The sequence below is a fragment of the Pseudomonas sp. S12(2018) genome, from assembly GCF_024355235.1.
Lineage (GTDB): Bacteria > Pseudomonadota > Gammaproteobacteria > Pseudomonadales > Pseudomonadaceae > Aquipseudomonas > Aquipseudomonas palmensis.
On the sequence record NZ_QLAD01000004.1, the window covers coordinates 392,118 to 409,089 of the forward strand.

Here is a 16,972-nt window from a genome sequence, read left to right on the forward strand (position 1 = left end):
TACCCCTCCATAAAAAACCGTTGGACCATGGCCAGGCCGATTTGCTCCCTGGATTGGCAGTTTTATCTCTGGCCTTGGCACTCAGCCCCACAGTGTAACCCGACATCGTGCTATCGTTTTGATTTGCCAAAAGATCCCTTGCGGAGAGCGACATGAAATTCGTACACCAGCGCGAGCACCTCAATGAAGACGACATCGTCGTCATCCACTGCTCCCAGCGCTGCAATATCCGCCTGATGAACGATGCCAACTTCCGCAGCTTCAAGAATGGCGGCCGGCATACCTATCACGGCGGCGCCTTCGTCGACTTCCCGGCGAAGATCACCGTGCCCAGCGACGGCTTCTGGAACATCACCATCGACACCGTCGGCCCGCGTGCCCTGTCGGCGGTAAGCAAGCCGACCTTCACCCACACGATCAAGATCATCCGCCGTTCGTCGTCGAAGCTGAGATAACCCCATGAGCGAAAACATCAAGTACGTCATCAAGTACAACCTCGACGGCGAGCGTCGTTTCGACTTCGCCGTGCTCAGCAGCACGGCGCCACAGCAGGTCGAGGAAGCCTTGCGCAAACTGCACGGCGAAGACTTCAGCAAGATCACCGACATCAAGGTAAGCAAGGCGCTGTAACCCACGCCCACACAAGGAGCCCCGCGATGAGCCAATGGCCGGACCCACGTATCCTCGACCTGCTCGGTATCGAGTTGCCCATCATCCAGGCACCGATGGCGGGCGCCACGGGGTCGGCCATGGCCATCGCGGTCAGTAACGCCGGGGGGCTGGGCTCGCTGCCATGCGCGATGCTCACCCCCGAGCAGATACGCCAGGAGATCGCGACCTTCAGCCAGGCCAGTCGCGGCCCGCTCAACCTCAATTTCTTCTGCCATCGGCCACCCGCCACCGATGGCGAACGTGCAATCCGCTGGAAGCAGGCACTCAAGCCGTACTACGAAGAAGTGGGTGCCGACTTCGGCGCCACCACCCCGGTCTCCAATCGCGCGCCCTTCGACGAAGCGGGCTGTGCCTTGGTGGAAGACTGCAAGCCTGCAGTGGTGAGCTTTCACTTCGGCCTGCCTGCGCCCGAGCTGCTGGCGCGGGTCAAGGCCAGCGGGGCCAAGGTACTGTCCAGTGCCACCACGGTCGAGGAAGCACGCTGGCTCGAAGCCCATGGCTGCGACGCGATCATCGCCATGGGCTATGAAGCAGGTGGGCACCGCGGCATGTTCCTGAGCGATGACCTCACCACCCAGATCGGCACCCTGGCGCTGGTGCCCCAGGTGGCCGATGCGGTCAAGGTTCCGGTGATCGCGGCTGGCGGCATCGGCGATGCCCGCGGTGTTGTGGCGGCCTTCGCACTGGGCGCCTCGGCCGTTCAGGTGGGCACCGCCTACCTGTTCTGCCCCGAGGCCAAGGTGTCGGCCGCGCATCGCCAGGCACTGCACAGCGCACAGGCCAGCGATACCGCGCTCACCAACCTGTTTACCGGGCGCCCGGCACGCGGCATCAATACCCGCATCATGCGTGAGTTGGGCCCGATGAGCCCCCTGGCCCCTGCCTTCCCCCTGGCCGGCGGCGCCTTGATGCCCCTTCGCGCCATCAGCGAGCCGCAGGGCAACAGCGATTTCAGCAACCTGTGGGCCGGCCAGGCGCTGCGCCTTGGCCAAGCCCTGCCGGCAGCCGAACTGACGCGCCAACTGGCAGAAAAGGCGCTGGCATTGATGTCACGGTAAAACAGATCTTTCCGTTTGTCGGGCAATCGCTATATATTCCAATGCATAACGATTACCTCATGCACATGGAGCTGTTTGATGAGAATGCGCGCCCCTCGTTTTGCCCTGACCGCCGTATTCGGCATGCTGACCCTCAACAGCGCCTGGGCCGATGAAGTCCAGGTGGCCGTCGCGGCCAACTTCACCGCGCCCATCCAGGCTATTGCCAAGGATTTCGAAAAGGACACCGGCCACAAGCTGGTCGCCTCCTTCGGCGCTACCGGGCAGTTCTACGCGCAGATCAAGAATGGCGCGCCCTTCGAGGTGTTCCTGTCGGCCGACGACACCACCCCCGAAAAACTCGAGAACGAAGGCGAAACCGTCAAGGGCTCGCGCTTTACCTACGCCATCGGCACCCTCGCGCTGTGGTCGCCCAAAGCGGGCTATGTGGATGACAAGGGCGAAGTCCTGAAGAAAAACGACTACAAGCACCTGTCCATCGCCAACCCCAAGGCCGCGCCCTACGGCCTGGCCGCCACGCAGGTACTGGCCAAGCTGAACCTGACCGAGGCCACCAAGGGCAAGCTGGTCGAAGGCCAGAACATCACCCAGGCGTTCCAGTTCGTTTCCACCGGCAACGCCGAGCTGGGCTTCGTGGCGCTGTCGCAGATCTACAAGGACGGCAAGGTCAGCAACGGCTCGGCCTGGATCGTGCCGGCCAACCTGCACGACCCGATCAAACAGGACGCTGTGATTCTCAACAAGGGCAAGGACAACGCCGCCGCCAAGGCGCTGGTCGATTACCTCAAGGGCCCCAAGGCCGCTGAAGTGATCAAGTCGTACGGCTACGAACTCTGATGCCACTGGACGCCAGCGACCTGGGCGCCATCTGGCTGACGTTCAAGCTGGCGTCGCTGACTACCCTGATCCTGCTGCTGATCGGCACCCCGATCGCCTGGTGGCTGGCGCGCACGCGCTCCTGGCTGCGCGGGCCGATCGGGGCGATCGTGGCCCTGCCCCTGGTGTTGCCGCCCACGGTGATCGGCTTCTATCTGCTGATCGCCCTGGGCCCCCACGGCTGGCTTGGCCAGGCCACCCAGGCGCTGGGCCTGGGCACCGTGGTGTTCAGTTTCACAGGCCTGGTGATCGGGTCGGTGGTGTACTCGATGCCGTTCGTGGTGCAACCGCTGCAAAACGCGTTCAGCGCCATTGGCGAACGCCCGCTGGAGGTGGCTGCCACCTTGCGCGCCAGCCCGTGGGACTGTTTTTTCAGCGTGGTGCTGCCCCTGGCCCGCCCTGGCTTCATTACCGCGAGCATCCTGGGCTTTGCCCACACCGTCGGCGAGTTCGGCGTGGTGCTGATGATCGGCGGCAATATTCCCGACAAGACCCGCGTGGTTTCCGTGCAGATCTTCGACCATGTCGAGGCTATGGAGTACATGCAGGCCCACTGGCTGGCCGGCGCCATGCTGGTGTTCTCGTTCCTGGTGCTGCTGGCGCTGTACGCCAGCCGCCGCGGCAAGCCGGCCTGGAGCTGACCGATGAGTGCATTGATCCAGGCCCGGTTGCAGGTGGCCTTCGACGATTTCCGGCTGGATGTCGACCTGCAACTGCCCGGGCGCGGTGTCAGCGCCCTGTTCGGCCATTCGGGCTCGGGCAAGACCACCTGCCTGCGCTGCCTGGCAGGCCTGGAGCGGGCCGACCAGGCCTACATCGAGGTCAATGGCGAGGTCTGGCAGGATTCCGCACGCCAGTATTTCATGCCGCCCCACCAGCGCCCCATCGGCTATGTGTTCCAGGAAGCCAGCCTGTTCCCCCACCTGAGCGTGAAGAACAACCTGATCTTCGGCTGGCGACGCATCGCCCAGCACCAGCGCCAGGTCGGCCTGGAGCACGCCTGCGAGCTGCTGGGCATCAGCCACCTGCTCGCGCGCAAGCCGGACACCCTGTCGGGCGGTGAACGACAGCGCGTGGGGATCGCCCGTGCGCTGCTCACCAGCCCCAAGGTGCTGCTGATGGACGAACCCCTGGCAGCCCTGGACGGCCCGCGCAAACGCGAGATCCTGCCGTACCTGGAGCGCCTGCACGACCAGTTGCAGATCCCGCTGATCTACGTCAGCCATGCGCAGGACGAAGTGGCGCGCCTGGCCGATCACCTGGTGCTGCTCGAACAGGGCAAGGTGCAGGCCAGCGGGCCGATCAGCCAGACCCTGGCCCGCCTGGACCTGCCGCTGGCCCTGCAGGAGGACGCCGGGGTGGTCATCGAGGGCGAGGTGGACGCCCACGACGCGGCCTACCAGTTGCTGGACCTGAAACTGCCGGGCAGCGACCTCAGGTTGCGCCTCACCCACGAGGCGCTGGCCCCGGGGGCGCGCCTGCGGGTCAAGGTCCAGGCACGCGACGTGAGCCTGAGCCTGGCCGACGACAGCCGTTCGAGCATTCTCAACCGCCTGCCGGTGCGCGTGTGCGCGCTGCGCGCCGGTGACAACCCGGCGCAGATGCTGGTGAGCCTGGACGCCGATGGCACAGCCCTGCTGGCGCGGGTGACGCGCTACTCGAGCGACCAGTTGGGGCTGCACGAAGGCCAGCAGTTGTGGGCGCAGATAAAATCGGTGGCATTGCTGGGCTAACTTGCGCGAACGGCTGCTGTCCATCGTCAGAGCCCCTACGCGAGCGCCCAGCATGAGTGTCGACCTGCCCCCTTTGCCCAGTGGTCTGCATTACGTGGATGACAGCCGCCCCGGTTTCCATCGGCGCCTGCTGCGCAAGCACTTCGCCTATTTCGACGCGCACGGCCAGCGCATCACCGCACCGGATACCCTGGCCCGCATCAAGGCGCTGGCCATACCGCCGGCCTATACCGATGTATGGATCTGCGCCGACCCGCGCGGCCACCTGCAAGCCACCGGACGCGACGCACGTGGTCGCAAGCAGTACCGCTATCACCCCGACTGGCGCGAACTGCGCGACAGCCACAAGTACGACCGCATGCTGGCCTTCGCCAAACGCCTGCCGCGGCTGCGCAAGCAACTCGACGAGCACCTGGCGCGGCCCGGCCTGGACCGCGAAAAGGTCATGGCACTGGTGGTCAGCCTGCTCGACAACACGCTGATCCGCGTGGGCAACCGTCAGTATGCCCGCGACAACCGCTCCTACGGGCTGACCACGCTGCGCACTCGCCATGTGCAGGTCGAAGGCAGCGCGATACGGTTTCGCTTTCGCGGCAAGTGCGGCATCGAGCACCAGGTGACTCTCAAGGACCGTCGCCTGGCGCGCATCGTCAAGCGCTGCCTGGAACTGCCGGGCCAGGACCTGTTCCAGTGGCAGGACGCGCTGGGGCAATGTCACACCGTCGGTTCGGCGGACGTGAACGCCTACCTGCAGCAATTGACCGGTGCCGACTTCACCGCCAAGGACTATCGCACCTGGGCCGGCAGCGCGCTGGCGCTGGAGTTGCTGCGCGAGCTGCAATGGCAACCGGAAACCGAAGCGCGCCGACAGATCGTGGCCATGCTCAAGCAGGTGGCGTCGCGACTGGGCAATACCCCCGCCGTATGCCGGCGCAGCTATGTGCACCCGGCGCTGCTGGAGCGCTTCGTGCTGGGCGAGCTCCACGCGCTGCCACGGCCACGGGCGCGCCAGCGCATGGAGCTGGCCGAGGTGGCCCTGGCACGTTTTCTCATGACATTGAATGCATGCGATAAGAATGAAAATCATTAACTAGCACATTAAATAACCCTACTTTTTAAACGCCACCGTTCCATAGAAAAAAGACATATCCCCCATCAGGCAGAGAAATTTCCCATATGCGTTGAAGCCCCCTATGCTTGCGTCCATGGGCGATACCGGTTGTGCGTAATTGCCCATCTGCCCAATCGGAACCTGTGACTAAAGACCTCAACAGAATCTTGTGCTCGGGGAATTAATTTCCATCGAATGCGTCTTTAATGAAGGGAAAGACGGCTGTGCCACCGCGCACACCCGGCCTGTGCAGCTACCGCCTGCAAGGCATTCAAAGTTACCAAGGAGAAGTACATGCTGATACTCACCCGCAAAGTTGGCGAAAGCATCGTCATCAATGATGACATCAAGGTCACCATTCTAGGGGTCAAGGGGATGCAAGTGAGGATCGGCATCGATGCACCCAAAGATGTCCAGGTGCACCGTGAAGAGATTTACAAGCGCATTCAAGCCGGCAGCCCGGCGCCGGAGAAGGGGGATGATCATCAGTAACCAGGGCTAATCGAGTCGCACGGATGCGCTTGGTCCCGGCAACACGGTTCACTGAAGCTCTGGCGTATCCCGCCCGGCCTCCGCCACACCGATGAATGCCCTGACCCTGGCCACCATGCTGGCAGTATCGAACGGCTTGTCGAACACTGCAGAAAACAGGTCAGGTATGGCTTTGCCGATACTTGCCTGGGCCCCGCTCATGAGAATGACCGGTAGGTCCGCAAACTGCGCATTGCTGCGAATCGCTTTGGCCAACTCCTCGCCATTCATTATCGGCATCATGTAGTCGGTGATGACCAGGTCGATTCGCACCTTCTCCAGCACGTCCAGGGCCGTCTTGCCATTGGGCGCCTTCTCGACCTTGTAGCCGGCGTCCTCCAGGGCATACCCCAGGATATCGGCGATCACATACTCGTCGTCCACGACCAGAATCGTGCTCATGGCTGCCAGCCCAGGGCTTTCATGCCCCTTGCGCCGATGAAGCGGTGCCCGACATCACCGCGCTCGCCTGAACGAACGCCTTGTCGAGCTCGATGCCTGTCGAACGGATGACCAGCTCCAGCAGGGCCGGATCGTATTCACTGTCGCGCACCTTGAGGATCGACAGCAAGCGTTTGAGCTCGGCGTCCAGCTCGACGAAACGCATCAGGAACAGGTTGTCGACGATCGACGACAGCTCCGACGCGGGTGCGTTGATTTCAGAGCCGAACAGGTCGCGCATCTCCCAGGTCGCCAACACCGTCACATCCTCGGCACGCAGCTCGCCCATCAGCGCACGGAAGAACTCGTTGAGCCGCCCCTGGTTGGTGGCGAGCCGGGCAAACGCGCCCAGGCTGTCGATCAGCACCCGTTTGATGCGGTGCTTGCGTACATGGCTGAGCAAACGGGCGCCCACGCCATCGAGCAACCCTTCGGTAGTGGGCTGCCAGGCCAGGTGCACCGCCCCGCTTTTCTCCAGTGCCGGCAGATCGATACCGATGGCCCTGGCCTTGATACGCAAGCGCTGCGGGGTCTCGTAGAAGCCGAAATGCAGGCCCGGCTCGGCCACTGTGGCACCGGCCAGAAAACTCAGGCCCAGGGAGGTCTTGCCAATACCCGACGGCCCCATCGCCAGTGAGACCGAAGCGCTGGGAAAGCCCCCGCCCAGCAAGCCATCGAGACTGGCCAGGCCCGTGCCGACGCGGGTCAACACCTCGCTGCCCGGGCTGGAGGGGTGGCTGTAGAGTGCTTCAAGGCGCGGATACACCTTCAGCCCCTGCTCGGTGATCTCGCATTCGTGCACCCCGGACAGCGCCCCGCTGCCGCGGGTCTTGCGCAACTGGATGCGTCGCACCGAACGTGCGCCGTACAGGTCCTCGCCCAGCTCGATGACGCCATCGACCATGGTGTGTTCCGGGCTGCCGTCATCCAGGCGCGAACTGGTAAGCAGCAGCAAGGTGCAGCCGGCAAACGCGGCATGGCCTTGCAGCTCTGAAATGAACTTCTTGGTGTCGAGCACGTTTTCGGCGCGTGAACGTGCATTGAGCAGGCCGTCGACAATCAGCAGTGAGGCGCCCTGGCGGCCGATTTCACCGCGCAGCAGCTTGACCACCGCCTCCAGCCCCTCGCTTTCGAGGGTATCGAAGGCACTGACGAACTGCAGCTGGTTGCCCACCAGCGCAGGGTCGAAAAAGCTCAGGGTGGACAGGTACTGGAACAGACGCTCATGGGACTCGCTCAGCAGCGTCGCCACCAGCACCCGCCCGCCCGTGGCCACATGGTTGAACGCCAACTGGTTGGCCAGGATGGTCTTGCCCGAGCCCGGGCGACCCTGGACGATATAGGACGAGCCGGCCACAAGGCCGCCCTTGAGCAGGTCGTCCAGACCTTCGATGCCTGTAGCAAGACGCTTGAGCTGCTCCACGATAGGTTCACTCGCTTTGAAGGTTGTCGGGCTGGGGTGGCTGCCATGCCGGCAGGCACAGGGTCATGCAGGTGCCGCGACCGCTTTCGCTCTCGACCCTGATGCAACCGTTGCTCTGCTTGGCAAAACCGTAGGCCTGGCTCAACCCCAGGCCGGTTCCCTTGCCAAAACTCTTGGTGGTGAAAAACGGTTCGAAGATGCGCGGCAACACCGCAGCATCGATACCACGTCCGGGGTCGCGCACGCTGATGAGCACATGATCGCCAACCAGCCCGTCCCACTCCCCCTGCAGCACCTGGTTGCGTGCAACCAGTTCGATGCGCCCCTCGGCATCCATGGCGTCACGGGCGTTGAAGATCAGGTTGAGCAGCACCATCTGCAACTGGCCGCTGTCCACCTCGATATCCGATACCTCGCCCTGGATATCTACCTGCAATTCGATGCCCTTGGGCAGCGCCTGGGACAGCAACGCCTGGCTCGCCCGGACCAACTGCGCCACATCGACCCGGCTTGTGCTTTGCACCTTGCGCCGGGCGAACCCGAGCAACTGCTGTGTCACCTGGCTGCCGCGTTCGCCGGCATCGACGATATGCTGCAACAGGCGCTCGGTACGCTGCGGGTCGCGAGAGGTCATGGCCAGCTTGGCCGAGCCGATGATGATCGTGAGCAGATTGTTGAAATCGTGGGCCATGCCCCCGGTAAGCTGGCCGAGGGCTTCCAGCTTCTGCGACTGGAACAGCTGCGCACGCATGGCGTCCAACTGTAATGCGGCTTCCCGACGATCGGTGATGTCGCGGGTGATTTTCGCCAGCCCGACCACCTCGCCCTGCTCGTCCCGAATCACATCCAGTGCCGCCAGGGCCCAGAACTGCGTGCCGTCCTTGCGCATGCGCCAGCCTTCGTCCTGTGCCCCGCCGGTGCTCAGCGCACGATTGAGCAACCAGCCAGGCCGGCCTTCGGCGCAATCCTGCGGTGTGAAGAACATCGAGAAGTGCCGACCGATGACCTCGTCGGCGTTGTAGCCCTTGATGCGCTGGGCCCCCAGGTTCCACGACACCACATGGCCCTCGAGGTCGAGCATATAGATGGCGTAGTCCGCAACGGTCTGCACCAACTGCTCATAGCGGCTGGCGTGCATGGTTTGAAGGTCAGAGCGCTGGGAAGAATCCATGGCAAACCCGCAGGCACCGCAGTGAGGACAATGAGAAGGTAGACAACCGGGTGCCTCTGCAATTCCGTAATTTCGAAACAGTCGTATCGACCTGCAGGACGTGAACGATAAATCACTGGCGGAACAGTGGCGCAGTGATTGCCCGGTGTCAACGGGTGCTCACCTATCCGGGCAGTGCCCGGGGAAATCGTTCCGGGCCGGGGGGCAACTTGTTATAGTCCACAGGTGCAAGCGCAACCGGGGGAAGGACGTTGACCACAGATGCAAGGATGAAAGGCATTCACGATGACCTGGAGCACACCGCCGCCGATCTGGAGCAGATCGCGCGCGAAATGGCCGGGCATGCGCGCTACCTGCAGCACTCGGCCCACCCGCAGGATGCCCTGGAAGTGCAGCGCAGCATCAATGGGCTGCAGGCATCGATCGACCAGTTGCGCAGCGTGGCCGACCGCATCGAACCCTAGCCCCGGAGACGCCCATGCTGCCAGAGCGCCCACAGGGCCAACGCGGGCCGCTAACTACCCTCGTCTACAAGCGCCGGGGCCGCGTCGGGTTGTTTTTCGTCGCCGCCCTGTCGGTGCTGGCGGGCATGACCGACGCCATCGGCTTTCTCGCCACCGGCGATTTCGTTTCTTTCATGAGCGGCAACACCACGCGCATGGCCGTCGCCCTGGGCGATGCGCACTGGGCACTGGTGGCCCGCCTGGCCCTGCTGATCGGCGCCTTCATTGCCGGCAACGCGCTGGGGGTGATCATCGCCCGCCTGAGCGCCAAGCGAGCATGGCCGCTGCTCGCCCTGTCGGCGGCACTGCTGCTGGGGGCAGGCCTGTGGGGCGCGCAGGCGCAGTTGCCGGCGCTGCTGGGCGCGATCATCGCCATGGGCATGCTCAATGCGGCGGTCGAAGAGGTGAACGGGCTGCCCATCGGGCTGACCTATGTAACCGGCGCCCTGTCGCGCTTTGGCCGCGGCCTGGGCCGCTGGCTGATGGGGGAGCGGCGTCCGGGCTGGCGCGTGCAACTGGTGCCGTGGTCCGGCATGTTCGGCGGCGCAGTGCTGGGCGGGCTGCTGGAGCACCGCTACGGCCTGGCGGCGCTGATGGCCTGCGGTGGCTTCGCCCTGGCGCTGGCCATCGTGTCACTGCTGATTCCCCGTCGCTGGCTGCGGCGTTACATGGCAAAGTAGCGGGTGCGCGAGTTGACTCGAATATAACGATGAGTTATAAAGCCGCCTTGATCCGGAAGGTAAAGTGTCGCACACACCCTGTGCCTGACCTTGCAGCCGGATGATCCGTGCGAGTGTGGTGGAATTGGTATACACAGCAGACTTAAAATCTGCCGGCGTGAGCCTTGCGGGTTCGAGTCCCGCCACTCGCACCATCTTCTGAAAAGCGCCCCTTGGGGCGCTTTTCTGCTTTCTGCGTCCTGCGTTCTCCCCGCCCTGCCCCTGCCCCTGCGTCCATCTCCCTGCAGCAAAATCTGCAGGGATGAATTGACTTGTACAAATTTCCCTCTAACCTGCAAATATCTTGTACAAATAACAATACGTGTACAACTAAATGACCACAATGGTCATGGGTGCAGGCAATGTCCGAGTATCTCAAACGCTTTGCAGAGCGATTCTGCGCGATCGACGCGCACAACCTGGGTGTGCTGCGCGAGTTGTACAGCGACGATGTCCAGTTCCGTGACCCGCTGCATCAGATCCACGGCATGGCCGCGCTGCAGGATTATTTCGCTCAGCTGTACGCCAACGTCGATCAGGTGCGCTTCGAGTTCCACGGTTATGACCAGGTCGACGACGGGAAGGGCTACCTGCGCTGGACCCTGCACTACCGGCATGCGCGCCTGAACGGTGGGCGCCCGGTTCAGGTACAGGGTTGCTCGCACCTGATGTGGCGCGACAAGGTCTACCTGCACCATGACTACTTCGACGCCGGGGCGCTGCTGTACGAGCACCTGCCGGTGATGGGCAGCGTGATCGGCTGGCTCAAGCGGAGGCTGGCATGAGACGCATCTGGCTGACCGGCGCCAGCAGCGGCATTGGTGCGGCACTGGCCCCCCTGCTGCTGGCCCAGGGGCATCGCCTGGCGGTCAGCGCGCGCAATGTCCAGCCCTTGCAGGCATTGGCGCAGCGCTACCCCGACCAGGTACTGGTGGTACCGGGCGACCTTCGCGAGGGTGACCAGGTGCGCGCGATCGCCCAGCAGATCGCCCAGGCCTGGGGTGGCCTGGACCAGGTGATACTCAACGCCGGCACCTGCGAGTACCTGGACAGCGAAGCCTTCGAAGCCGCCATGGTGGAGCGCGTGGTGGCTTCCAACCTGTTCAGTGCCAGCCACTGCGTGGAGGCTGCCCTGCCCCTGCTGCGCCAGGGCCGACAGCCGCACCTGGTGGCCGTGGCCAGCGCCGTGACCTTTCTATCGCTGCCCCGCGCCGGTGCCTATGGCGCCTCCAAGGCCGCGGTGCGCTACCTGTTCGAATCGCTGCGCATCGACCTGGCCCGCGAAGGCATTGCCGTGACGCTGGTCAGCCCGGGCTTCGTCGACACCCCGCTGACCCGGCGCAACGACTTCCCCATGCCGCTGTGCTGGCCCGCCGAAAAGGCCGCACGCCATATTGCCCGGCGCCTGCACAAGCGCCCGTACACCATTGCCTTTCCGCTCCTGTTCATCGCCGGCCTGCGCCTGGTCGCGCTGCTGCCGGTGAGCCTGCAACTGGCACTGGGCAAGCACCTGTCACGGCCACTGCGCCAGGAACCCCACCCATGAAGATAGCCATCATCGGCAGCGGTATCGCCGGGCTTACCTGCGCCCACCTGCTGCAGCGCCAGCACGCCATCACGCTGTACGAATCCAGTGACCGGATTGGCGGGCACACCCATACCGTCGACGTGCAGCTTGGCGAGCGACACTACGCGGTGGATACCGGGTTCATCGTGTTCAACGACTGGACCTACCCCAACTTCATCCGCCTGCTCGATCAGCTGGGCATCGCCTCGCGCCCTACCGAAATGAGCTTTTCGGTCCACGACCCGCAGACCGCCCACGAGTACAACGGCAACACCCTCAACAGCCTCTTCGCGCAGCGCCGCAACCTGTTGTCGCCGCCCTTCTGGGGCATGCTCTACGACATCCTGCGCTTCAATCGCCAGGCCCTGAACGACCTGGAGCAGCAGCGAGTCAACGACACTCTTTCGCTGGGCGACTACCTGTACATGAACGGCTACGGCGAGCGCTTCATCGACCACTACATCGTGCCGATGGGAGCCGCCATCTGGTCGATGCCGCTGGCGCAGATGCTGGGCTTCCCGCTGCAGTTTTTCGTGCGCTTCTTCAAGCACCACGGGCTGCTGTCGGTCAACGATCGCCCGCAATGGCGGGTAGTGGAAGGTGGCTCGCGCAGTTACCTGGCCCCGCTGTGCGCACCGTTTGCCGAACGCATTCGCCTCAACTGCCCTGTACTGGGCGTGACCCGCGATGCCGACGGTGTCAGCCTGTTCAGCCGAGCAGGCATGGAGCGTTACGACAAGGTGGTGTTCGCCTGCCACAGCGACCAGGCGCTGCTGATGCTGCATGATCCCAGCCAGGCCGAGCGCGAGATTCTTGGCGCGCTGCGCTATGCCGACAACGACGTGGTCCTGCACACCGACACCCGCCTGCTGCCGCGTCGCCCCCTGGCCTGGGCCAGCTGGAACTACCGCCTCGGCGGCTCGCAGTCCCAGCCGGCCGCCGTCACCTACAACATGAACATTCTGCAGGGCATCGATGCCCCGCAGACCTTCTGCGTGAGCCTCAACCAGACCGGCGCCATCGACCCAGGCAAGGTCCTTGGCCGCTACACCTATGCCCACCCGCAGTTCAGCCTGGCCGGGGTACGGGCCCAGGCGCGTCACGCCGAACTGTGCGGTGCCCGACACAGCTACTACTGCGGCGCGTACTGGGGCAACGGCTTTCATGAAGACGGCGTGGTCAGCGCGCTGCGCGTGGCCGCCGAATTTGGTGAGCAGTTGTGAACAGCGCGCTCTACCAGGGCTGGGTCAGCCACCGCCGCCCCGCCAGGGGGGATTTCGGCTTTGCCTACCGCATCGGCCTGCTGTACCTGGACCTGGACGAGCAGGCGCAACTGCCGGCGCTGTCGAGGCTGGCCGGCAGGGGTCGATGGAGCGCCTTTGCCTTCGACGAGCGGGACTATCTGCCAGCCGCCACTCACCAGGGCACGCCCCTCAAGAGCGCCGTGCTGGACCTGCTCGAACAGGTGCTGCACCACCGCCCCCAAGGGCCGGTGTGCGTACTGACCCAACCCCGCAGCTGGGGCCTGGCCTTCAACCCGGTGAGCTTTTTCTACTGCTTTGAAGGTGACGGGCGTCTGGCTGCGATTCTCTGCGAGGTCACCAATACGCCCTGGCGCGAACGCTTTCACTACGTGTTGCCCGCCGACGGCCCGGGGCCGTGGAACTTCAGCGTGGCCAAGGCGTTTCATGTGTCGCCGTTCCTGCCCGCCGACCTGGAATACCGCATGCACTTCTGCACACCTGCAGCGCGTATCCGTGTGCGCATGGAGGACTGGCAGGCACACACCCGGGTGTTCAGCGCCGTGCTGAACCTGGCGCGCATCGAGTTGGACCGACGCAGCCTGCACCGGCACCTGCTGAGCTTCCCGTGGATGACCGCCAAGACCCTGCTGGCCATCCATTGGCAGGCGTTGCGCCTGCTGCTCAAGCGTCATCGCCTGTTCGACCACTTCGCCGCCCGGGGCACCTGGCGGCGAGCCAAACCGATCAATGCACCCGACAGCGCAAAGGACACCCCCCATGAAGAGCCCTGAGGCAATCCCGGCAAAACGCTTCGCGTCCGCCGGCAACGGCATCGGCGTGATGCTGCTGCGGCGCGCTGTGCTGCGCCAGCTCGAACGCCTGCGCCACGGCGCACTGGTGGTCATCGAAGCCAATGTGGTGCACCACTTCGGCGACGCCGGCGCGAGCCTGCAAGGGCATGTCCAGGTAGTGGACGACGCACTATGGGGCCTGGTGGCCAGCAACGGCTCGATTGGCGCAGGCGAAGCCTACGTGCACGGCTACTGGACCAGCCCGGACCTCACCGCCGTGGTCCGCGTGCTGGTGGCGAACCTGGAGGTACTCGACGGCCTGGAAGGCGGGCTGGCACGCCTGGGGCGCCCGCTGCTGCATGGCCTGCACTGGCTCAACCGCAATACCCGGCGCGGCGCCAGACGCAACATCGCCGCCCATTACGACCTGGGCAACGAACTGTTCGAGCGCCTGCTGGACCCGAGCATGATGTACTCGGCGGCCATGTTTCAGGGGGCCGACGATACCCTGGAACAGGCCCAGCACTACAAGTTGCAGCGCATCTGCCAGAAACTCGCCCTCACCCGCGACGATCACCTGCTGGAGATCGGCACCGGCTGGGGCGGCCTGGCCATTTACGCGGCACGCCACCACGGCTGCCGGGTAACCACCACCACGGTGTCGGCCGAACAGTTCGCCTATGCCCGTCGACGCATCGACGAAGCCGGCCTGCAGGACCGCATCACCCTGCTGCTGGAGGATTACCGCGACCTGCAGGGCCAGTACGACAAGTTGGTTTCCATCGAGATGATCGAAGCTGTCGGCCATCGCTACCTCAGCAGCTACTTCAGGCAATGCGCGCGGCTGCTCAAGCCCGATGGCCTGATGCTGCTGCAGAGCATCACCATCCGCGAACAGCGCTACGCACAGGCGTGCCGCTCGGTCGACTTCATCCAGCGCTACATCTTTCCGGGCGGTGCCCTGCCTTCGGTGGGGGTGATGCTGCAGGTGATGGGCCGCGACACCGATCTGAACCTGCACCACATGGAAGAATTCGGCCTGCACTATGCGCGCACCCTGCGCTGCTGGCACCAGAACCTGCAGCAGGCGCGCCAGCCGTTGCAGGCGTTGGGTTATGACGACACGTTCTACCGCTTGTGGGAGTTCTACCTGTGCTACTGCGAGGGGGGCTTTCTGGAGCGTGCCATCGGCACCGCCCAGCTGTTGCTGGCCAAGGCCGGCGCACGGCCCGCACCGCTGCTGGGGCAACCAGGCTGAACCGGCGGACAGCGCATTGGGCAGCGGTGCTGGGCAATGCGCTGCTGTTTCAGCTTGGCTGGTTCGCCTGCGTGCTGGGTGCTCGCCACCCCGCCTTGCTGGCAGTGGCAGTGGCCTGCCTGGTGACGCACCTGAGCTGCCTGGCCAGGCCCGGCGAGGTGCGCCTGATCGTCGCCGTCAGCCTGTGCGGCTGGCTGACCGACAGCCTGCTGCTGGCGCTTGGGGTGTTCGAGTTTGGCGGTCATCGTTGGCTGCCGCCGTTCTGGCTGCTGTTGCTGTGGCCGGTGTTCGCCTGCACCTTGCGCCACAGCCTGCACTGGACCGCCAACCCCTGGTGGCGGGCCAGCCTGCTGGGCGCGGTGGGCGGCCCGTTGTCCTACTGGGGCGGTGTGCAGCTTGCCGGTGCCAGGCTGCCATTGGGCACCTGGCCGAGCCTGCTGGTGCTTACCGCCGTGTGGGCCTTGCTGCTGCCGGTACTGCACCGTCTCGGCCGGCCTACTGCACCTGCTTGCGAAAGAACAAGGTGACCTGCCCGACTTCGATGCCGAACTTGGTCATGTAGGAGCGGTTGGCCAGGGTGTTCTCGTCCAGCAGGTACATCCAGTCGTCGAAGCGGATGGCCCAGGTCTTGCCGTCCACCGGTACGTCGAGCACGTACTGCCAGCGCAAGGCGAAACCGGCGTTCTGCCCGCGCGCCTCTTCCACCACATCCCCGGCCGTGCCGCGCCAACGTCCTGGGCCGTCCGGGCGAATGGTCCAGGTGCGTTGCTGCCGGGTGCCGTCGCTGTAGGTGAAGTGCTCGTTCAGCACCACGTTATCGCCTTCGCTGCGCCCTTCGATCAGCACGTGAAAACGCTTGATGACCTCGCCGGAACGCTTCTGCACGATGCCCCAGCCGTCGACGCGGCCGTTGAAGTACTGACGCAGGTCGAACGCCGGTGACTGGTTGCGGTAAGCCTCGACATCAACATTGCCGCAGCCGGCCAACAGCAGGAACACCAACAGGTACCAGGCTTTCATGGGGAGGCTCCAAGGAGTTGCCGACGCAAGTCGGGGTAGCGGCTGCGAGGGTCCAGCCAGATGGCGAAGAACGCACGGGCGAATGCCTGGTCACGCACTTCGTGCTGCAGGCGCTCCCCCACATAGAAGCGACAGCCAAGCCCGGGAACGTACACGCCCGTGATGCGCATACCCGCCTCGACATCCACGAACGCCTGCTGCATCTGCGCCTGCCACTGGTCCCGTTGCGCTGCCGTCAGCGGGGTGGCAGACAGACGCTGGATCTCCTCGAGGCTGACCTTGACCAACCGCTCGCGACTGACCGCGCGCCGGTAGGTGATCTCGAGGGCGAAGCCATCGTCCTCATTCAAGCGTGCACCGGGGGCCCACAATCGCGCCGTATAGATATCCAGGCCCCAGGTCCTGAATTCAGCACTGCCTACCAGAAGCGCATCCGGCAGGTCGGCCCGCCACCCCGCCTGGGCGTAACCGCAGGCCAGCACACCGATCAGCAACAGCAGCCTGCACAGCGCGATGGGTGGCGGTCGCATGCGGTACTCCCTGGCAGGCCCTTGGGCGGGGGGGTGCGGCGATACTTGCACATGGAAAATTTTATGTACAAGTTAATTGCCGTATCTGTACACGCTAGCACAGCCTGCAGAAGTCACTGCTTGACGAACACTACCCACGACGGCGAGGAGTCGATGATCTGCTCCTTGAACTCGATCTGGACCTGCCCTGCCCCGAACAGGCTGATGTCCTTCAGGCCCAGGCCACCCTGAACCACCACCCGTGCATCCTGTGGAAGCCGCGACAAGGCTGCCACCAGCTCGCCAACGGTCTTGTACTGCGCCATATCAACCTCACTGTGCAAA

General features: G+C 64.3%; 22 protein-coding genes and 1 tRNA gene. 17 read left to right on the forward strand and 6 right to left on the reverse strand.

Annotation, left to right across the window (positions count from 1 at the left end; all coding sequences use genetic code 11):
* Positions 1 to 152 precede the first annotated feature (152 nt).
* The 8 genes from DN388_RS12070 to csrA all read left to right on the forward strand — a co-directional run bounded on the left by DN388_RS12070 (position 153) and on the right by csrA (position 5,942).
* Positions 153 to 455 carry a DUF1883 domain-containing protein gene (locus tag DN388_RS12070; RefSeq protein WP_043861737.1) on the forward strand — a complete coding sequence of 101 codons (303 nt, stop codon included), beginning with the start codon at positions 153 to 155 and terminating at the stop codon, positions 453 to 455.
* Between the two features lie 4 nt (positions 456 to 459).
* A complete protein-coding gene (locus DN388_RS12075; RefSeq protein ID WP_088514404.1) occupies positions 460 to 630 on the forward strand; it encodes a hypothetical protein in 171 nt (56 codons plus the stop codon).
* Positions 631 to 656: 26 nt separating this feature from the next.
* The gene (locus tag DN388_RS12080; RefSeq protein ID WP_054914306.1) at positions 657 to 1,730 is read left to right on the forward strand and encodes a nitronate monooxygenase family protein; all 1,074 of its coding nucleotides are present in this window, start codon (positions 657 to 659) and stop codon (positions 1,728 to 1,730) included.
* Between the two features lie 78 nt (positions 1,731 to 1,808).
* Positions 1,809 to 2,567 (forward strand): molybdate ABC transporter substrate-binding protein, encoded by a 759-nt coding sequence (gene modA, locus DN388_RS12085; protein WP_100632574.1) that lies wholly within the window; start codon positions 1,809 to 1,811, stop codon positions 2,565 to 2,567.
* Entirely contained in the window at positions 2,567 to 3,247 is a 681-nt protein-coding gene (modB, locus tag DN388_RS12090; protein WP_054914304.1) for a molybdate ABC transporter permease subunit, read from the forward strand. The genes modA and modB overlap by 1 nt, the downstream gene beginning before the upstream one ends.
* Positions 3,248 to 3,250: 3 nt before the next feature.
* Entirely contained in the window at positions 3,251 to 4,339 is a 1,089-nt protein-coding gene (modC, locus tag DN388_RS12095) for a molybdenum ABC transporter ATP-binding protein (protein WP_078481840.1), read from the forward strand.
* 52 nt (positions 4,340 to 4,391) lie between these two features.
* Positions 4,392 to 5,429, forward strand: coding sequence for a DNA topoisomerase IB (locus DN388_RS12100; protein WP_254999940.1), 1,038 nt, complete (start codon positions 4,392 to 4,394; stop codon positions 5,427 to 5,429).
* Positions 5,430 to 5,744: 315 nt separating this feature from the next.
* Positions 5,745 to 5,942, forward strand: coding sequence for a carbon storage regulator CsrA (gene csrA / locus DN388_RS12105; protein WP_043861731.1), 198 nt, complete (start codon positions 5,745 to 5,747; stop codon positions 5,940 to 5,942).
* A gap of 48 nt (positions 5,943 to 5,990) precedes the next feature.
* Here csrA and DN388_RS12110 read toward each other — a convergent pair whose 3' ends face one another.
* The 3 genes from DN388_RS12110 to DN388_RS12120 are packed head-to-tail and all read right to left on the reverse strand — an operon-like array spanning position 5,991 to position 9,016.
* Positions 5,991 to 6,383, reverse strand: a complete 393-nt coding sequence (locus DN388_RS12110; RefSeq protein ID WP_054914301.1) for a response regulator — start codon at positions 6,381 to 6,383, stop codon at positions 5,991 to 5,993.
* A 19-nt stretch (positions 6,384 to 6,402) separates the two neighbouring features.
* Complete coding sequence (locus tag DN388_RS12115; protein ID WP_043861729.1) at positions 6,403 to 7,848, reverse strand: ATPase domain-containing protein; 1,446 nt, start codon at positions 7,846 to 7,848, stop codon at positions 6,403 to 6,405.
* A gap of 4 nt (positions 7,849 to 7,852) precedes the next feature.
* Entirely contained in the window at positions 7,853 to 9,016 is a 1,164-nt protein-coding gene (locus tag DN388_RS12120) for a nitrogen regulation protein NR(II) (protein WP_043861728.1), read from the reverse strand.
* Positions 9,017 to 9,285: 269 nt separating this feature from the next.
* Between DN388_RS12120 and DN388_RS12125 the strand changes: the two genes are divergently transcribed.
* The 9 genes from DN388_RS12125 to DN388_RS12165 all read left to right on the forward strand — a co-directional run bounded on the left by DN388_RS12125 (position 9,286) and on the right by DN388_RS12165 (position 15,625).
* Entirely contained in the window at positions 9,286 to 9,480 is a 195-nt protein-coding gene (locus tag DN388_RS12125; protein ID WP_043861727.1) for a hypothetical protein, read from the forward strand.
* 14 nt (positions 9,481 to 9,494) lie between these two features.
* Entirely contained in the window at positions 9,495 to 10,199 is a 705-nt protein-coding gene (locus tag DN388_RS12130) for a YoaK family protein (RefSeq protein ID WP_043861726.1), read from the forward strand.
* Positions 10,200 to 10,308: 109 nt separating this feature from the next.
* Positions 10,309 to 10,393 (forward strand) — tRNA-Leu (locus DN388_RS12135).
* A gap of 207 nt (positions 10,394 to 10,600) precedes the next feature.
* Positions 10,601 to 11,023, forward strand: a complete 423-nt coding sequence (locus DN388_RS12140; RefSeq protein ID WP_043861725.1) for a nuclear transport factor 2 family protein — start codon at positions 10,601 to 10,603, stop codon at positions 11,021 to 11,023.
* Positions 11,020 to 11,784: an SDR family oxidoreductase gene (locus tag DN388_RS12145; protein ID WP_254999943.1), complete on the forward strand. Its 765-nt coding sequence runs from the start codon at positions 11,020 to 11,022 to the stop codon at positions 11,782 to 11,784. The genes DN388_RS12140 and DN388_RS12145 overlap by 4 nt, the downstream gene beginning before the upstream one ends.
* Entirely contained in the window at positions 11,781 to 13,028 is a 1,248-nt protein-coding gene (locus DN388_RS12150; RefSeq protein WP_104572580.1) for an NAD(P)/FAD-dependent oxidoreductase, read from the forward strand. The genes DN388_RS12145 and DN388_RS12150 overlap by 4 nt, the downstream gene beginning before the upstream one ends.
* On the forward strand, positions 13,025 to 13,840 hold the full coding sequence (locus DN388_RS12155; protein ID WP_088514397.1) for a DUF1365 domain-containing protein: 816 nt from the start codon (positions 13,025 to 13,027) through the stop codon (positions 13,838 to 13,840). The genes DN388_RS12150 and DN388_RS12155 overlap by 4 nt, the downstream gene beginning before the upstream one ends.
* Entirely contained in the window at positions 13,827 to 15,098 is a 1,272-nt protein-coding gene (locus DN388_RS12160; RefSeq protein ID WP_043861721.1) for a cyclopropane-fatty-acyl-phospholipid synthase family protein, read from the forward strand. The genes DN388_RS12155 and DN388_RS12160 overlap by 14 nt, the downstream gene beginning before the upstream one ends.
* 26 nt (positions 15,099 to 15,124) lie before the next feature.
* Positions 15,125 to 15,625: a DUF2878 domain-containing protein gene (locus tag DN388_RS12165; protein ID WP_054914296.1), complete on the forward strand. Its 501-nt coding sequence runs from the start codon at positions 15,125 to 15,127 to the stop codon at positions 15,623 to 15,625.
* Here DN388_RS12165 and DN388_RS12170 read toward each other — a convergent pair.
* From DN388_RS12170 to DN388_RS12180, 3 genes are all read right to left on the reverse strand, one after another.
* A complete protein-coding gene (locus DN388_RS12170) occupies positions 15,594 to 16,118 on the reverse strand; it encodes a DUF3833 domain-containing protein (RefSeq protein ID WP_054914295.1) in 525 nt (174 codons plus the stop codon). The genes DN388_RS12165 and DN388_RS12170 overlap by 32 nt on opposite strands.
* The gene (locus tag DN388_RS12175) at positions 16,115 to 16,648 is read right to left on the reverse strand and encodes a chalcone isomerase family protein (RefSeq protein WP_254999945.1); all 534 of its coding nucleotides are present in this window, start codon (positions 16,646 to 16,648) and stop codon (positions 16,115 to 16,117) included. The genes DN388_RS12170 and DN388_RS12175 overlap by 4 nt, the downstream gene beginning before the upstream one ends.
* Positions 16,649 to 16,761: 113 nt before the next feature.
* Complete coding sequence (locus DN388_RS12180; protein ID WP_043861717.1) at positions 16,762 to 16,953, reverse strand: hypothetical protein; 192 nt, start codon at positions 16,951 to 16,953, stop codon at positions 16,762 to 16,764.
* Positions 16,954 to 16,972 lie beyond the last annotated feature (19 nt).

Excerpts from the sequence above, each read along its gene's own strand:
- DN388_RS12070 (WP_043861737.1), top strand. The coding sequence starts at position 153 with ATGAAATTCGTACACCAGCGCGAGCACCTCAATGAAGACGACATCGTC.
- DN388_RS12075 (WP_088514404.1), top strand. The coding sequence starts at position 460 with ATGAGCGAAAACATCAAGTACGTCATCAAGTACAACCTCGACGGCGAG.
- DN388_RS12080 (WP_054914306.1), top strand. The coding sequence starts at position 657 with ATGAGCCAATGGCCGGACCCACGTATCCTCGACCTGCTCGGTATCGAG.
- modA (WP_100632574.1), top strand. The coding sequence starts at position 1,809 with ATGAGAATGCGCGCCCCTCGTTTTGCCCTGACCGCCGTATTCGGCATG.
- modB (WP_054914304.1), top strand. The coding sequence starts at position 2,567 with ATGCCACTGGACGCCAGCGACCTGGGCGCCATCTGGCTGACGTTCAAG.
- modC (WP_078481840.1), top strand. The coding sequence starts at position 3,251 with ATGAGTGCATTGATCCAGGCCCGGTTGCAGGTGGCCTTCGACGATTTC.
- DN388_RS12100 (WP_254999940.1), top strand. The coding sequence starts at position 4,392 with ATGAGTGTCGACCTGCCCCCTTTGCCCAGTGGTCTGCATTACGTGGAT.
- csrA (WP_043861731.1), top strand. The coding sequence starts at position 5,745 with ATGCTGATACTCACCCGCAAAGTTGGCGAAAGCATCGTCATCAATGAT.
- DN388_RS12110 (WP_054914301.1), bottom strand. The coding sequence starts at position 6,383 with ATGAGCACGATTCTGGTCGTGGACGACGAGTATGTGATCGCCGATATC.
- DN388_RS12120 (WP_043861728.1), bottom strand. The coding sequence starts at position 9,016 with ATGGATTCTTCCCAGCGCTCTGACCTTCAAACCATGCACGCCAGCCGC.
- DN388_RS12125 (WP_043861727.1), top strand. The coding sequence starts at position 9,286 with ATGAAAGGCATTCACGATGACCTGGAGCACACCGCCGCCGATCTGGAG.
- DN388_RS12130 (WP_043861726.1), top strand. The coding sequence starts at position 9,495 with ATGCTGCCAGAGCGCCCACAGGGCCAACGCGGGCCGCTAACTACCCTC.
- DN388_RS12140 (WP_043861725.1), top strand. The coding sequence starts at position 10,601 with ATGTCCGAGTATCTCAAACGCTTTGCAGAGCGATTCTGCGCGATCGAC.
- DN388_RS12145 (WP_254999943.1), top strand. The coding sequence starts at position 11,020 with ATGAGACGCATCTGGCTGACCGGCGCCAGCAGCGGCATTGGTGCGGCA.
- DN388_RS12150 (WP_104572580.1), top strand. The coding sequence starts at position 11,781 with ATGAAGATAGCCATCATCGGCAGCGGTATCGCCGGGCTTACCTGCGCC.
- DN388_RS12160 (WP_043861721.1), top strand. The coding sequence starts at position 13,827 with ATGAAGAGCCCTGAGGCAATCCCGGCAAAACGCTTCGCGTCCGCCGGC.
- DN388_RS12170 (WP_054914295.1), bottom strand. The coding sequence starts at position 16,118 with ATGAAAGCCTGGTACCTGTTGGTGTTCCTGCTGTTGGCCGGCTGCGGC.
- DN388_RS12175 (WP_254999945.1), bottom strand. The coding sequence starts at position 16,648 with ATGCGACCGCCACCCATCGCGCTGTGCAGGCTGCTGTTGCTGATCGGT.
- DN388_RS12180 (WP_043861717.1), bottom strand. The coding sequence starts at position 16,953 with ATGGCGCAGTACAAGACCGTTGGCGAGCTGGTGGCAGCCTTGTCGCGG.